This is a genomic window from Gallaecimonas xiamenensis 3-C-1 (assembly GCF_000299915.1).
Classification (GTDB): Bacteria; Pseudomonadota; Gammaproteobacteria; order Enterobacterales; family Gallaecimonadaceae; genus Gallaecimonas; species Gallaecimonas xiamenensis.
This window is the reverse complement of the sequence record NZ_AMRI01000010.1, coordinates 1-15,371: the sequence shown is the minus strand read 5'-3', so window position 1 is coordinate 15,371 and position 15,371 is coordinate 1. Positions and strand designations below refer to the sequence as shown.

Genomic DNA, 15,371 nt, shown 5'->3' with positions numbered 1-15,371 from the left:
GTGTGCGGGTACATGGCGAAGTCAGATGCAGTTTTCTTCAAGCCTTTCACCCTGCTGGGCCGGCGCCTGGCGATAAGGCTCTCCATCACCCAGAAGGTGATGTTGGGCTTTTTGATGCTGGTGCTCTGCCTCTTGGTGGGCAGCCTGGTTACCCTGCTGGCCGGCCGGCAGATCCAAAACCAGACCAGCGCCATGACCGACAAGGCCACCCCCTTGGTGCTGCAGACCAGCCAACTGTCGGTAATACTGCTTAACGCCGATCGCCAGCTCAAGGCGGTGCCCGGTAGCCAGGACAGCCACTTGGCCATTACCACCCTCAATAATTTCGACGAGCTGCAAAGCGACTTCGACCAGGCCTTGGGGCGCCTTAAAACCCTGGCCTTGGGCTCGGCCGAGCTGTTGTCACTGATCGAACCCCTGGATAACCTGGACCAAGACTACTTCGCCCTTGGCAAAGAGCTGGGGCAAAAGCAGTTGGCCCTATTGCAAAGCCTTGACGACCTGACCCGAGCCCGCCAGGACTGGCACCAGGCCCTGGCCGAGGCCGGCGGCGACCCGCAATTGGCCGATGCCGCCCAGCAAGCCCTGGGGGCCGATGACAGCTTCGCCCTCTCCGGTCCCCGCAGGCTACTTGAAGCCGCATCACCAGCCTTGGCCGAACCCGCCAAACGTCTGCTTGATACCAAGGAAAACAGCCTGACCCTGGCCCAGGACGTGCGCGATCTGGCCGACCAGAGCGGTGGCAGTATCGATTACGCCATCGCCGTATTGGGCACGGTGGACCAGACCGCCCACGATAGGGTCACCCAAGGGGCCAAGGCGGTGCGCCAGTCCCTGTCTTTAAGTTTCTGGCTATCCCTGCTGACCCTGGGGGTGTCCCTGCTATTGGCCTTGGGGGTGGCGGTCAGCATCTACCGCTCCATCAAAAAGCCCCTGGCCGAGCTGCTGGCGGTGCAGGGCGCCGCCGTTCAGGGGGACATGACCCGCAGTGTCAACTTCCAAAGCCACAACGAGTTTGGCCTGCTCTCCAGCAGTACCAATCAGCTGCTTGAGCACCTGCGCCAGCTACTGGGTCAACTCAGCCAGGGCGCCCAGCAACTGGCCCAGGTGTCGGAGCTTAACCGCAACCAGTCCGTTGAAACCCGTCAGGCCCTTGAGCAGCAGCGCCAGCAGACCCAGCAGGTGACAGTGGCCATGACCGAGATGGAAAAGGCCGTGCAGGAAGTGGCCCAGGCGGCGGCCCTGACCCTGAGCCGAGTACTGGATATGGAGCAGGCGGTCGCCAAGGGCCAGACCCGGGTCAAGGACGGTATGGCCCTGAGCCAGCAACTGGCGGGCCAGCTCAGCAGCGCCGGCCAGGCCATAGACGAAGTAGAAAGCTTTTCCCAGCGTATCGGCGGCGTGCTGGACGTGATCCAGGGAGTTGCGGAGCAGACCAACCTGCTGGCCCTGAACGCGGCCATCGAAGCGGCCCGGGCCGGTGACCATGGCCGGGGCTTTGCGGTGGTGGCCAGCGAAGTGCGGGGCCTGGCCCAGCAGACCGCCGAGTCGGCCAAGACCATTCACGGCATGATAGACAACCTGCAGCGCAGCACCCAGGGCGCCGTCAGCCTGATGGCCCAGTGCCACCAGGAAATGGATAAGGGCCTGGAGCAAAGCCAGTTGGCGGCCCAGGCCATGGGGGATATTCAGGCCCTGATCCGGGAAGTGAGCGGCAACAGCGAGCAGATCGCCACCGCCGCCGCTCAGCAGCAGGCCACCACCGAAGACATAGCCCTGAGCCTTAGCCAGATAGCCGACATCACCGAGCGCAATCACCAGGGGGTGGCCGCCTTTACCGATTCAAGCCGCCAAATTGAAGATCTGGTGTTGGCCCAGGACCAACTGGTACGCCGCTTTCAGCGATAATCCCGGCGCAATACCTCCAATATCAAGGCCACAGCTTGGGGAGCCCGATAGGCGTTATGGTCGCTGGGCACCACCAACTCGGGCAGGCCGTCCTGGTGAGCGCTCTGGTAAGTCACGACACCGTCGAAGGCGCAGCCGTCCCTAGCCTCTTCACAGCCCGCTACCTGATTGCCGATCACCGACCAGCCGGCAATGCCCTTGGCCAGGGGCAACGCCGCCAGGCGGCCCAGCAAGGGATGGTCGGCCCGCAGCACCTCCACGCTGGAAGGTCGCCCTTGTTGCAGGTAGGGGCGCATCTCGGGCCTGACCAGGTCCTGCTCCTGCTCGGTAAAAGAAAAAGCGCTGAACAGCTTTTTGGGCAGGGTCACGAAAAAGGCGGCCAGCCGCGCCAGCCAGGAGCGGGATACCGGCGCCCCCCGGTGGGGCGTATCCAAAAAGAACACCTTGTCGACCCCACTGACCGGGCTAAACGCCAGGATCTGCCGCGCCTCGTCCACCTTGCTGCCCAGGCGCTGGCGCACTTGTGGATAGGATTGGGTAAAGGCGGTATCCCACAGCGCCTCTTTTGGGTCGCTGGCCAGCAGTTTGGCGATAATGCCTCCCATGCTGTGCCCTACCAGGGCCAGCTGTGGCTGGCGCCCAGCCTGATGAAAAGGTGCCAGCCTGGTCTCAAGCTGGCGGCGGATACGGGCGGCGTTGTAAAAGGGCGGGCCGCCGGTTTCATAATAAAGGTGCCACACCTGCACCCGCTCGCGCAGCACAGGGTCGTGCAGTATGCCCAGGGTCAACTCCCGCCAGATAAGGGGGCTGGAGTTGAGGCCGTGGATCATCAGCACTATGTCCTTGTCCAAGTCCAAGGGCTGGATCTGGAAGATGCCAAAGTGCTGCTCCTTGTCGGCCGCGAAAAAACCGGCCATCTCGAAATTGTCGATGTAAGCCGCCCCCAGCAGCGCCTCGTAGCCCAGCCCTAAATCCTTACAAGCGCCTTGGGGCAGGGGTTGGCTCAGGGGTAAATAGGCTTGGAAATAGCGTTCTGCCCCCTCCCCTACCGGTAGCCAGGTTACCGGTTCAAAGACCCCTTCCACCGGATAAAAGGGCTCGGTACTGGCATCCCTGGGCCTGAACCTGTAGCCCAATGCCCCGAGGCAGCCGGATTGTTGCCGGCCCTGGGGCGCCAGGTTGTAGCCGAGACAGGGCCCCTGACATTGCACCTTCAGCTGGCAATCCTGGCCCGCCAGGCAAGCCGGCAGGCTGGCGGCAAGCAGGCGGTTAAAAAGGCCTGGGTGCTCAGCCGGGCCCTGGGCCAGGGCCTCTGTCAGGGGCGCTCCCGGCGCCAACCACCCCAGAGCCTCGGCCTCAGCTTGCAGTTCTGGGTCAGGGGGCGAACTGGCACAGGCCGCCAACCCCAGCAGTAATAACAGGTAATAGCAACGCATGGGCCTTCTCAAAATCCCAAATATTTCACTACTTTAGATTATCTTTTAGCCTCTGCACCAGCTTGGCTGACCGCTGGCCTTATCCGCAGCGACACTGGGCCTGATTGGCCTTGGGCTGCCAGGGGCTGCTTTGCTAAAGTGCCGCCTTTTGTTGCCAGGAGGCCCCATGAGCCAAGCCCAGTCCACCCAGGTTACCAGCACCGGCCTGGGCGAGTTTTCCCTCGCCATCGGCGGCCTTGCCATCGGCACCGGGGAATTTGCCGCCATGGGCATACTGCCGAACCTGGCCCAAGGCATAGGGGTGGACATTCCCACTGCCGGCCATACCATCAGCGCCTATGCCCTGGGTGTAGTGGTAGGCGCCCCGGCCTTTGCCCTGCTCTGTGCCCGGCTGCCACGGCGGCTGTTGCTGGTGATGCTGATGGCCGTGTTCGCCCTTGGCAACCTGCTGAGCGCCACCATGGACAGCTACCTGCCGCTGATGGCGGCCCGCTTTGTTTCGGGTCTGCCCCATGGTGCCTACTTCGGGGTAGCGGCCTTGGTAGCCGCAGCCATAGTGCCCCACCACCAAAGGGCCTCGGCAGTGGGGCGGGTGATGTTGGGGCTGAGCGTGGCCAATGTCATTGGGGTGCCCCTGGCCACCTGGGTAGGGCAATGGCTGGGCTGGCGCAGCCTCTTTGTAATAGTGGGTGCCCTGGCCCTGATCACCGCCTTGGCGGTGCAGCGTTTTGTGCCGCAAGTACCGGTAGCCGCCGATGCCGGCCTGCGCAACGAATTGACCGCTTTTAAAGAAGGGCAGATCTGGCTGACCCTGCTGGCTGCGTCCATCGGTTTTGGCGGCATGTTCGCCGTCTACAGCTACATTACCCCGACCCTGACCCAGGTAACGGGGCTGAGCCAGGGTAGCGTGCCCTGGCTGTTGTCCATATTTGGCCTTGGCAACATTGCCGGCAGCCTGGTGGGGGGCAAATGCGCCGACAAGTCCCTTAAGGGCACCATACTGGGGGCCTTTATCTGGAGCGCCTTGGCCCTGGGGCTCTTTGTGTTTGCCGCCCATGCCCTGTGGAGTACGGTACTGCTGGTGTTCTTTATCGGCTGTGGCGTGGCGGTGGTGCCGGCCATGCAAACCCGCTTGATGGACGTGGGCAAAAAGGCCCAAACCCTGTCCGCCGCCCTCAACCACTCGGCTTTTAATATCGCCAATGCCAACGGTGCCTGGCTGGGCGGCCTGGCCATCTCTGCCGGCCTTGGCTGGACCGCCACCGGCTGGGTAGGTGCCCTGTTGGCCGCAGGGGGCCTGCTGGTGATGCTGCTGGCCTTTGCCCTGGACAAGCCCGCCAAGGACTAGCCAACAAAAAGGCCATCCGAGGATGGCCTTTTTTCAGTGCAAGGCAGCGCCTGCCTGGCCACCTTGGCTATTGCGCTCTAAGGCCCGGCCGCATTGGTAAAGGCGACTGTAGTCAAAGAAAACCCCCGCCAGTTCGTCGCCATTGCTGCTGAATCTACCAAGGGGCTGCTGTTCGCAGCGGGCCTGGAAGTCCGCCGCCGCCAAGGGGCTGGCGTACTTGAGGGCAAAGTATTGCAGGCTTGCCTTGCGCGCCTCTTTCAAACAGGCCTGCTGGGCTCCCTTATCGGCCAACTGGTGGCGGCGGCAGTACAGCAAAGCCCCCTCTTCCACCATGTAGGCGTCCCGGATATAGGCCTTGAAGGTCTTCTCCCCTTGGGGGAAATGGCGGGTCTGGCTGAGCAGGGCCTGGGTGTCGACAATACACAGATAAAGCCGCTTATTGCTGACCCGGCCGTCGGGTTGCTGGACCTTGTGCCGGCAAAGCCGTTCCAAACGCTCACTGCGCCCGGCCTCAAGCCGGGCCAGTTTCCAGTTCAGCAGCTTGTCCGTGTAAGGTGACAAGGCGCTGTTGCAGTGCGCCGTCGCTGCCGGGGTTGTCCTGGCATCACAATAGTTGCGCTGGTCCCCTTGGGTGGCCGCCTGGTAAACCACCGTCTGGCGTGCCAACTGGTCGGCCCTTCCCGACTCGGCCGTGCTGATGCCCTGGCAAGCGGTCAACAACATAGCTGGCAGTAACAGCAATCCCCTTCTCATCCTCAGCCCCTCTCCTGTCCTTTGGCCTCAGGGGTTAGCGCCCCTTACTGACGAAAAAGCGACCTGGTAGCCAGCCAGCTTGAACCGGACGATGAGGAGAAAAGGCCAAGGCGCCAAGCATGGCGAAGTGCCCAATAAAATGCATTAACAACGCCGGGGCGGCGGGGCTACACCGGTATTATCAGCTCAGCACCAGCTGCGCCACTTGCTGGCCGCAGCCTCGTTGGCATCGCTCCCCTGGTTGATACCGGCTGTGTGGACACACCTCGAATTCAAGCTTCATGGTTACTCAGAAGATGGGCGTTCTTTATTTTCGGCGAAGAAGGGGCCAATGCCGCCAGGGCGCTGCTTAACCGCCTGAAATTCAACGGCAGTAAGCTGACGCTACCGGCCTAGCGGCCACAAAAAAGCCTCCCGGTGGGAGGCTTTTTCACAACTGCGCCCTTACAGGGTGAAGCTGTAATCCAGGTAGTATTCGGCGCCGCATTTGGCGGTAAATTCTTTGTCTTCCATCATCGCCTGGGGCTTGCCGTCGCCCTTGATCAGGCTTATCCAGTGGCGCATGGCGGCCATGCTGGGGGGCAGGGCCGGGCCCTGGCTGAAGGTGGTACAGCTTTCCAGTTGGATATCTTCAATCTCCACCAGTTCCACGGCGCCGCTGCCCTTGCGGCACCCCAAAGACAACTCCAGGTGGCAACCGCTGCCATCGCGCAGCAAGATGGCGCAGGGGTCTTCCTTCTCGCCGGTAAAGGCCACGAACTGGCTGGCGTCTTTCAGGCCGTAATGGCTGCCGTCTTTGAAGTAGGCCAGCAGGTGGTGGTAATCGATGACGTAGCAGGTTACGTCCTGGTGGGAGCCGGCATCGAGGGGGAACAGGTTGTCCAGCACCGCTTTGGCTTTGAGCTGCTTCTCGCTTTGCTCGCCGGCGCTCACCGCTTCCACCGCAAAGATGGCCTCGGCGATAACGGGTTTGTGCTGGTCGTGCAGGTCTGTTCTGTTCAATGCGGGCATGTTCATTTGTGGTTACCTCGTTGAAAGTGTCCTCGTTACTGGGCAGTTGCCCACCTGATTTTTCTGCCGCCAGGGCTTTTGAGCGGCTTGTTTTGTAGCCTAGCCAAATCCTGACTATAATTTGACAACAAAAATTTCACAGTGTGAATTTTACAAAATGGCAGTGTCAAAAAGTCTGGTAAGGCAATCCCACTTCCTCGGCACCAAGGTTAGAAACCTGCGTAAAAGCAACAGGTTAACCATGGAAGACCTGTCATCGCGCTGTATCCGAATCAACCCTGAATACGCGCCGTCGGTGTCTTACCTGTCGATGATTGAACGGGGTAAACGGGTGCCAAGCGTGGAAATGCTGGAGGTGATTGCCGAGGTTTTTCAAAAAGATGCCAAGTGGTTTTTGGACAACGAACCCGAGCAAAGCAGCGAGCTGACCCCCGACAAAGGCAGCCGTGGCGGCATCAGCGGTATGGCCCTGGAGCCGGGCTTTTTGTTCTCCAACGAGATTTTGCAAATCGCCATTCCCGAGATGCTGTCGCAAACCGGTATCACCGGCCGCCAGTTCGCTCACTTGCTGATCCGCGCCCACCAGGAAAACCTGCAAAACCACTTCCCCAACCTGGAACGTGCCGCCGAAGACATAGGCCAAAAACGCCTTAACCTAGCGGTGGACGACTTGCTGGCCATGGCCAAGGCCCAGGGCCTGAGCATCCGCTGGGTAAAAAGGCCCCCAAAAGAGGTGGTGGATGAGCTGGGCAACAGCGCCAAGCAGTTGGTGACCTCCTTCTTCGAGCCCCCCGGCACCCTCTACCTCAACGAAGTGCTGCGCCAATACCCCACCCGCCTCAAGTACGACTTGGCGGTGTATATCGGCCACAAGGTGCTGCACAGCACCGACACTTTGCAAAGCGTGCTAGCCATCGGCAATACCCAGCCCTGGGAAGAAACCCCCGACAGCCAACCCACCTCCGATCTCAACGCCCAGGACATACTGCAAGCCTGGCGGGATTTCGAGTCCAGCTTCTTCGCCGGCGCCCTGTTGTGCCCCAAGGTGCCCTTTCGGCAACTGTTGGACCGCAACGGCTACGAGATAGACGTACACACCAAGGCCGGGGTGTCGCCGTCGGTGGCGATGCGGCGGATGACGGTGGTCTCCCCCTACCCGCACTGGCACTACTTCGACGCTTACGGACCAGGCAAACTCAAAGCGGTGTACCGGGGCAACGGCATCCCTCTGCCCTGGGGCAACATGCGTAAGGTCAACGACCCTTGCCAGCATTGGGCGGTATTTCGCCGGCTCAGTGAAGCCCAGGCCAGCAGCCAAAGCTCGGCGCAGATCTCCATTCTCAACGTCGGCGACCAGCCCCGCATTTACTGCTGTGAATCGGTGAACGTTATCGACCCGGCCGGCAACAACCGGGTGCTGTGCGCCGGTATCGACCTGCTACCCGCCCTCGCCGCCCAAGGCTTTGCAGCAGACGCCATCGCCCAAGAACTCAAAGCCTCCTGCGTGAAAAACGGCGGCAGCACCGCCATTCCCAACCCCATCAAAAAAGAGCTGCGCACCGTCGCCAAGATTTTGAATATCAACTGGATAGAAAGAGGCATAGACACCGAAGCCCGCCTTATCTGCTCCCGAGGCGCGGTCTGCCCCAGAAAGCCCAGCTGCTATGCAGGGTGATTTACCTATTGGTGTCAGTGAGTTAGGCTGGAGTTCAGTTTATGGGCATGCCCAAGGAACGGGACAGCGTAGGGCTAGCAGGGAGGATGGAGCCCGTGAATCCAAGGGCGGTAGCGTGCCTTGCCAACACGGTTTATTGTTTGCCGATCACGGCACCGACGAACGGGTTTTCTTGCTTGGCCAAGAAAAGAACCAAAAGAAGGCACCCTGGCGTTAAGCGCCCTTCGGGAACTTCACTTCCCGTCGTTTACCGCTGGTGCTGCACAGGGTGCCCAGCCCCTTGTTGGATAAGTCGTTCCGTTCAGGTTTCTGGATGGGCACACAGTATATCCAGGCGCACTGTGGAAATTAGGCACCTTTATTACGAATGCCAGGCTCGTTTATCCCGGCAGGCACTAGCTACGCAACTGATTAAATTGGATTTTTTTGGTGGTCCGACTTCAAGATATGAAGCCGGTCCGATCAGCAAAAGAAGCCGGCGCGTTTTCACGCAGGGTGATTGATGGCGTCGTATAAATCACTAGGTAAATCAATTAGTTAAAATCACTATCCCAAATGATCTGATGAGTGAAAACGAGCCGGATTCATAACTATTGTTATGGCTACAAAGGAAACTAGGGTGCAGCATTTTTTATTTGCTTCTCCAAGCACAACAGACAGAAATGTTTTGAATTCAATTTCTAGTTTGGATGAAGTATGTGAAGGGTTTTTCGAAGTATATTTGTCTGGGCTAGTTGAGCTAAAAATATTGTTTAGTCTTATAGGTATCAATAATGTCACGGAAGAACCGCTTCCACGAAGTGATGATTTCGCAAGCGTAATCGACATTTCGCAATATAAAATACCAGAGTTTTCTACAGAGGATTTTGAAGGGTTCTACGAAAAATGGCTACAGGCAACTGGAAGAGAATCCACTATGGACGAATACGGGCAACTTGTTTTCTTGCAAAGCCAAAGCAAAATCTGGAATAGTCGCCCCAGCAAGGTTGTATTAAGTGAAAAGCCATAACAAAGCAAGCAAGCGGGACAATTGTTACGCTTCGCTTCACAATTGCCCCTTCTCGCGGTGTTAAATTCAAAATGTATGGAGTGAAAATGTGGGTGGGTTACCAATTCCAAAACCCTCCATTCTTGATAGCTGCAGTGTCGTAGGTATCGAAGGTGGAAGGAAGGTATACAAGGATGATGCAGAGAAAATTTACTATACCTGGGACTCACTCCATGGTGAGTTAGAAGTGTTTAATAAGAATGGTCGTCACTTAGGCGCAGCGTGTCCTCAGACCGGTGTTATTTTGAAGCCCGCCGTAAAAGGCCGCAGGATTAGTAAGCAAAACTAGGAGATGAAGATGAGTTTTGTCGATTTGTGTCTCGATGGTGACGTCCTAGAAGATGAGATTGATGATTTTGTAGAGCGTTGGCATGAAGATGAAGAAACTCCTTTGGAGTTACATGACTACCTGGGAATGACGTGGGAAGAGTATTCTGCGTGGGCAACTAAGCCCTCAATACTTCCTTTCATCCTTTCAGCAAGAAAGAGAGGGACAACTTTTGATCAAGAGATGAATCAAGAAAGGTTGGCTTTAGCTGCACGTGCTGAAACGGCTGAAGAAGCAAGAAAAATGGAATCTTGGCTGAAACTCATTGGGAAGCTCAAGTGAATCCAGTTGAAAAAATGGCCGCACGCGTACTGTCAAGACACAGGCTACGACCGCCATATGACTTGGAAAGCTTGGTAAGTGAATATGGGCAAATTGAATACCATTCGTTTCCTATTAATGCGGATGGAATAACTGTAGGGATTGGTGGGGAGACCAAGCCTAGTATTTTGATAAATACACAACTGCCTGTTACTCGGCAGAAATTTACACTTGCACATGAGCTCGGCCATATCATTATTCCGTGGCATACCGGAACAGTCGTGTCTCATATCGATAGCATTTTGGCTGATCTTGAATATAGAGAAATGGAGTCGGAAGCCAATCAGTTTGCCTCTGAGCTTTTGATCCCTCAGTTATGGCTTTTGGAGATAAAAGAGGATTTCAATTCCATTGAAGGTTTCATCAATAGAGTGCTAGTAGATACTGGCGTTTCTCGAGACGCCGTTTTAATTAAAATTTTCAACGTGTTGGATATTCCGATTGTATGTGCGCATGTAGACATATTTGGTCAAGTAGAAAAAGTTTATAGAACGAAAAGCGCTCCCAACGGTGCTAATTTAATTGGTAAAAATCCGTTCGCTGAAAAAATCTTCTCAACATACAAAACCGAAGAAGAGTTTAGCTTGGGAGATCGTGACTACAAAGCCTGGGTTTTTGATAACTTGGATGTGAAAGAAACCGATGATAGGCCTTGGAGAGATATCCTTAATCAGATATTAAGTGAGACGGCTAGCGAAAGCTTGTTGCAAAGCGTAAACGCTACTATGGCATCGAGATATAATTCCAATAAAGGAAAAAGCGAAACTGAAATATGCTCTAGGATAATACAGTCATATGATGGAGTGAAAAAATTTGAAAAGATAGCAGCGCACCCTTTGTTTTCACAGTATGTGATCAAGAGAGTGAGAGAGCTGAATATAAGAAATAAAATTTAACAATCGGCTGCACAGCGACCAGCTTTTAATAACAAGAAAAATATAAAGGAGAAATATAAAAATATAAAGGACACCCATCTTTTGAGTAACCGTAAAAATAGAAATAAAGGACATCCATCTTCTGAGTAACCAAAGTCCAATTTTTTCAATGCATTGCCTGTGCAGTATTAATCAGCCTTAAAGGGTATTTTTTAAACACTGATACCGCGTTTTGTCGTTAAAAACGCAAATCCAAGGCGAGCGGGATTATCAGCGGGTGCCGAAGGTCTGTGAGTGTGGTGGTGCGGGGAAAGTTAAGCGGCTTTTATCGGTGGGCCGACCACGTGTCGTCGATGATGGGCTTTGGCGTAGGCACTTTGGGCCTGTTTGTGCCCAATCACAGAGCCTCGGGAAAGTTGATGTTGGCCAAGGGCGATAAGGAAGCTGTCGGCATCAAGACCTAAGCGTTCCAAAATGGCAGGGGTTTCTGGGGTGATAAAGCCGCGCTTGTCTGCTCGTTGTGCCCGACCAGTCCAATCCACCAGCGCCAAGTAATCGGCCAGCGCAAAAGGAATACCCTTGGGGCTGTCTTTAAACTGGGTAACAAAAGGCAGTAACGCTGGCTTGCTGTCGTCTTCAGTATTAAGCCTTGCTGACAATGGCACATCTGCTGAGGCTTCAGGGGTATCCACTATCTTGGCGCGAAGGAGATTGAGGTCGACATAGGCCATGCAAGCCAGTAAACCGGCTTCATCCAAAATGACTTGCGACTTAAAACATGATGGGATGGGTGTCTTTTTTCTTAAAGGACGTATATGGATGTCCCGTATTTTGCAACTGTCGATGAAAAGCGGTTTGTGAGCGGTTGTGGAAATACATGTCCTTTTTTTACTTTTTTCTTTTATTTTTATGTGAACCTATGAAATTCAAAATAACAGAAATCTACGGCGTAGAAATTTGCAGGGATGGAGGATCTTATTCCTTATCGTTCAAAGCGGATGACGGCGACTGGTACGAGTTTTTTGTCCAGGTTAAAGAAATTGATAGCACAGAGTACTACGAGCCAAAAATGTATAAGGGCGGTGTAGATGGTGGGGGGGTAGTTAAAGAATATAGCTGGAAAAGTGCACGCGAGTTTCTCTCAAAAATACAGTGCCAGGAAGAAAGGTTTCCAGAAATTATTCGACTCGTAGATGCTGGCGGTGTACTCACATAAAAAGCAGCTAAATTAGTTATTGGACCTCACCCGCTTTAATGGACTGCATCACTTACTCCCCCAAAGGGGAGCGATAAACGCATACAAAACTTGAAATGCACACAGCAACACTGGCCTAAATACGATATAACAACATCATTTTCCGAATCTTATAGGTTAACCCAGGCTCTTAAGTAGCCTGGGCTAATAAATATCACCGTTTTCGTAAACCTATGTATTCAGACTAGATTTTATAAAAACTATTCCGCTACGTAACTAAAACACCCCAAAAATACTGGATCGTCGGAAACTTCTCTCTTCACTTTGCTCGGGTTATATTCGAATTCATACTGAACTATGACCCAACGTGCTTCTGACAATCCTTTTTCCCTAGCCCTATCTAATGCATCTATCATGAAGGACTTAGAGTAGGAAATGTCTTCAAGCAGCTCCTGTAATGTCACTAAATTAAAATCAAAACAGTTAGCTTCTTGATTATCTAGTTCATAATATCCAACACCACACAAATCCTGTAATGCATCTAGCTCTTCAGGGTCATTGGCATTGTCTGTTAATCCAACCCAAATAGATACTACTCCTTCCTTTTCGAATTCTTGGGTGTAGTAATCGTCTTCATCAGAGTAGTCTTTTAACGACATATCATTGCCTGTTCAAATAAGTGAAAGCTCATTTCCTCGAAAAACCTCGATTTCTTTAGATGGGTATCTATTATTTTTCCACTTCCCCTTATCTTCTATATTTCTATGTTTTTTTCTAAAAAATTTAAATACTTCGGGTCATCTTCCATGAAGATATCCATGCCAGCTCCCATGTATACTCTTGTCAGTTCATCAGCTGCCTTACTCATTTTCCCTTGCTCAAAATACATTTGGCCGAGTCTTAAGTGTATAAATGGATTTCCTAATCCCTTCGGGCATTGAACAGCATTATAGAAACATTTAAAGCATTTATCGTAATTACCCAAACGAAAATGAATATCACCAACAGCAACATATATCCACGTAGCTGCTTCCCAATTATTTCTTTTTTCAGGTAATAACTTTAGCGCCGAAACATACTTCGACCTTGCCTCTTCTAACTTATCTAGCTTAATCAATTCATCGCCCTGCTTACAGAGCAAGGTAATATCAGCATACAATCTATCTGGCAATCCAGTCATTTAACCCTCTACTCAATTTCATCTATGTCAAAGACATGAAATCTTCTCAATATCTGTCGCCTCTGGTAAGTATCTTAATCTAGGTGATGCGCCTTAACTTCGATTAATACTCAATCGTTCGAGTGTATAGTTATCTAGCTGAATATAATAATATAAAGGACACCCATCTTCTGAGTAACCATAAAGAGTGGGCCAGAGGAATGTCCTCTTTGCCACTTCAATACGCTTTGGACGATGCTGGTTTCACGCTGACACAGCGTTTTTCTGTTAAAAAACGCAAATTAGATGCGATCGAGATTATCAGCGACTGCTGAGGGTATGTGGATGTGGTGCTGTAAGGGGATTAAGCGGCTTTTATCGGTGGGCCGACTACTTACCGTCTAGGCAAAGAAGGCTCCGGCCACCCCTAGGCAACCGGAGCCTTGATACCCTATTTACAGCGACTTGAGGAAGCTCAGCAACTGCTGGCGCTCTTGCGCACTGAGCGCTGCAAAACGCTGTTTACTGGTTTGCGCTTCTCCGCCATGCCACATAATGGCCTCGGTCAGGTTACGCGCTCGGCTGTCGTGCAGATATCCAACAGGTGTGCCCGCCGCAACATATTCGGTGTAGCCAATGCCCCACAGCGGTGATGTGCGCCACATGCTGCCCGTTGCCAAACCTTCTTGAAAGCCATCGGCCAACCCGTCACCCATATCGTGCAACAGCATGTCGGTGTAGGGCTTTATCGTCTGATTGCGCACTTCGGCAAATTCTGACGTGTTGCCGGTTTGCAGCTCCACCACATGGCAACTGCTGCAACGGATATCGGTAAAGAGTTTCTCCCCTTTGGCTATCGCATCTGGGTCGACATCCAGATACGGCAAGGGGGTTACGCCTTTGGGAAAGCCACTGACCAGGCTGCGCTGCGCCGGGACGCCCAGCAGCTGCAAGTACTGGGTCATGCGCTCGACCGCTTCGGCAGAAAGCCCCATATCTAGCCCATCACTGGCATTACAGTGGGCAGAGCCTGCCAAGCACAGCCGATTGGGGTAGACCGGTGAGGTGACCGACATATCCAGCAATGCTGCGTTGGTTACTTGATGGCGCAAGCTGACTTTACCGGCCTTCCAGCCATAGCGGCCGAGATGTACTTCGCCGGTTTCTGGGTCGTAGCCGTAGTTTGCTGTGCCTTTCACGCCATCTTCGTCTGGGCTGGTGCGCACCCGAGATAAAATCTCGGCATCGGGGATGGCTTCGAGCAGCCCCATGCCGATCATCGGCTGCGCCGCACGCAGTGAATAGACCGCAGGCGCCGGCCCCTCGAACGCTATCTTGGGTTTTCGAAGCGCCACCACGGTGCCATCGGCCAAGGTTGCTGAGGAATCGTCAAACCCTTCCAACCAAACCCCGGTGCCCCAATTTTGCGCTTCGCCGGTGGTTACTGAGCGGGCGTTCATCTGTACCGCAAGGCCGTAATGGCGGTCTGGCCAATAGGTGCCATCGACGGTGGATTCGGCGGTGCGTACCGCCATGGTATCGAGCCGCTGATTAACCACCGTTGGCGCTGCACTGCGGCCATTATTGATGTGGCAACCAAAACAGGAAGACTGGTTGAAGCGTGGCCCCTGCAACGCCATGCCCGCATCGTTGCGGTCGTTATCCGGCTCGTTGTGCTCGCCAGTCCACAGGTTGGTATGGATCCAACGGCGCCCTTCCACAAAGCGTTGCATGTTTTCCATGGCAATGGTGGTTTGCGGTTGCTGGAACATAAAAGCGGCATTATCGGCGTAATCGTAAGAAATAGAGCCCGTGCCGCCTTGCAGTGTTTCCTTGGGCAGTGGCTCGTTTTTCAGCCGTGGCTGCACCCCATACCAAGGCCGCAAACCTTCACCCATGACGTAAGTCAGCTCATTGGTGTAGTAACGATAACCGTGGCTGTCGCCCAGAGAATCCATGATCTCGCGGGTGGTAAAAAACGAGCTGGAAAACTCCAACACATCGCCTACTTCCAACGGACGAGCGTCGATGGTTTTACCGTTCGGCACCATGACGCCGTTGGCGTCGGGTGAATTGTCGCGATGGCCCGGAAAGGTATCAAACAACACACTGCAACCGTCGTTTGCACCAATTACGCCGCCATAGCCACTGTCGGGACGCAGCAACACACCATTAGCGGGTTTAGCCACTACCGGGCAGGGGGCACCATCGGTCAAATAGGTGGAGTCATCCAGCAAATCACCCGGGCTCATCCAGCCATAACCGGTCACATAGGGATTATCAAAGCCACGAACAAAGACATGCCCGCCGCCTT

The 15,371-nt window shown here is 54.2% G+C and carries 15 protein-coding genes; 8 read left to right on the top strand and 7 right to left on the bottom strand.

Going from position 1 to position 15,371, the window contains the following annotated elements; all coding sequences use genetic code 11:
• Positions 1 to 12: 12 nt before the first annotated feature.
• Complete coding sequence (locus tag B3C1_RS19350) at positions 13 to 1,908, top strand: methyl-accepting chemotaxis protein (protein ID WP_008484166.1); 1,896 nt, start codon at positions 13 to 15, stop codon at positions 1,906 to 1,908.
• On the opposite strand, the gene B3C1_RS08300 is transcribed toward B3C1_RS19350, so the two are convergent.
• Entirely contained in the window at positions 1,899 to 3,344 is a 1,446-nt protein-coding gene (locus B3C1_RS08300) for a lipase family alpha/beta hydrolase (RefSeq protein ID WP_008484165.1), read from the bottom strand. The genes B3C1_RS19350 and B3C1_RS08300 overlap by 10 nt on opposite strands.
• A 166-nt stretch (positions 3,345 to 3,510) precedes the next feature.
• On the opposite strand from B3C1_RS08300, the gene B3C1_RS08295 reads away from it, so the two are divergent.
• A complete protein-coding gene (locus B3C1_RS08295) occupies positions 3,511 to 4,692 on the top strand; it encodes an MFS transporter (protein WP_008484164.1) in 1,182 nt (393 codons plus the stop codon).
• A gap of 33 nt (positions 4,693 to 4,725) precedes the next feature.
• On the opposite strand, the gene B3C1_RS08290 is transcribed toward B3C1_RS08295, so the two are convergent.
• Together B3C1_RS08290 and B3C1_RS08285 are read right to left on the bottom strand one after the other, a co-directional pair.
• Positions 4,726 to 5,445, bottom strand: a complete 720-nt coding sequence (locus B3C1_RS08290; protein WP_156804506.1) for a hypothetical protein — start codon at positions 5,443 to 5,445, stop codon at positions 4,726 to 4,728.
• Between the two features lie 444 nt (positions 5,446 to 5,889).
• The gene (locus B3C1_RS08285; protein ID WP_008484160.1) at positions 5,890 to 6,462 is read right to left on the bottom strand and encodes an aldolase/citrate lyase/malate synthase family protein; all 573 of its coding nucleotides are present in this window, start codon (positions 6,460 to 6,462) and stop codon (positions 5,890 to 5,892) included.
• Between the two features lie 235 nt (positions 6,463 to 6,697).
• Here B3C1_RS08285 and B3C1_RS08280 point away from each other — a divergent pair, with 235 nt between their 5' ends.
• The 5 genes from B3C1_RS08280 (at position 6,698) to B3C1_RS08270 (ending at position 10,724) form a co-directional block, all read left to right on the top strand.
• Complete coding sequence (locus B3C1_RS08280) at positions 6,698 to 8,131, top strand: DUF3612 domain-containing protein (RefSeq protein ID WP_035481544.1); 1,434 nt, start codon at positions 6,698 to 6,700, stop codon at positions 8,129 to 8,131.
• Positions 8,132 to 8,750: 619 nt separating this feature from the next.
• Complete coding sequence (locus B3C1_RS20150; RefSeq protein WP_156804505.1) at positions 8,751 to 9,140, top strand: hypothetical protein; 390 nt, start codon at positions 8,751 to 8,753, stop codon at positions 9,138 to 9,140.
• Positions 9,141 to 9,228: 88 nt separating this feature from the next.
• Positions 9,229 to 9,468, top strand: a complete 240-nt coding sequence (locus B3C1_RS20850) for a colicin E3/pyocin S6 family cytotoxin (protein WP_008484157.1) — start codon at positions 9,229 to 9,231, stop codon at positions 9,466 to 9,468.
• A 9-nt stretch (positions 9,469 to 9,477) separates the two neighbouring features.
• Positions 9,478 to 9,789 (top strand): hypothetical protein, encoded by a 312-nt coding sequence (locus B3C1_RS08275; protein WP_008484156.1) that lies wholly within the window; start codon positions 9,478 to 9,480, stop codon positions 9,787 to 9,789.
• Complete coding sequence (locus B3C1_RS08270; RefSeq protein WP_083858286.1) at positions 9,786 to 10,724, top strand: ImmA/IrrE family metallo-endopeptidase; 939 nt, start codon at positions 9,786 to 9,788, stop codon at positions 10,722 to 10,724. Before B3C1_RS08275 ends, B3C1_RS08270 begins: the two co-directional genes overlap by 4 nt.
• 293 nt (positions 10,725 to 11,017) lie before the next feature.
• Here B3C1_RS08270 and B3C1_RS19780 read toward each other — a convergent pair whose 3' ends face one another.
• Positions 11,018 to 11,461, bottom strand: coding sequence for a hypothetical protein (locus B3C1_RS19780; protein ID WP_192813359.1), 444 nt, complete (start codon positions 11,459 to 11,461; stop codon positions 11,018 to 11,020).
• Positions 11,462 to 11,580: 119 nt separating this feature from the next.
• Here B3C1_RS19780 and B3C1_RS08265 point away from each other — a divergent pair, with 119 nt between their 5' ends.
• Entirely contained in the window at positions 11,581 to 11,919 is a 339-nt protein-coding gene (locus tag B3C1_RS08265; protein WP_008484154.1) for a hypothetical protein, read from the top strand.
• 239 nt (positions 11,920 to 12,158) lie between these two features.
• On the opposite strand, the gene B3C1_RS08260 is transcribed toward B3C1_RS08265, so the two are convergent.
• From B3C1_RS08260 to B3C1_RS08250, 3 genes are all read right to left on the bottom strand, one after another.
• Positions 12,159 to 12,557, bottom strand: coding sequence for an immunity 22 family protein (locus tag B3C1_RS08260; RefSeq protein ID WP_008484153.1), 399 nt, complete (start codon positions 12,555 to 12,557; stop codon positions 12,159 to 12,161).
• Between the two features lie 95 nt (positions 12,558 to 12,652).
• A complete protein-coding gene (locus tag B3C1_RS08255; RefSeq protein WP_035481542.1) occupies positions 12,653 to 13,078 on the bottom strand; it encodes a tetratricopeptide repeat protein in 426 nt (141 codons plus the stop codon).
• Between the two features lie 434 nt (positions 13,079 to 13,512).
• Positions 13,513 to 15,371, bottom strand: a 1,859-nt coding sequence (locus B3C1_RS08250) for a di-heme oxidoreductase family protein (RefSeq protein WP_008484149.1), incomplete at its 5' end; no start/stop codon positions are given.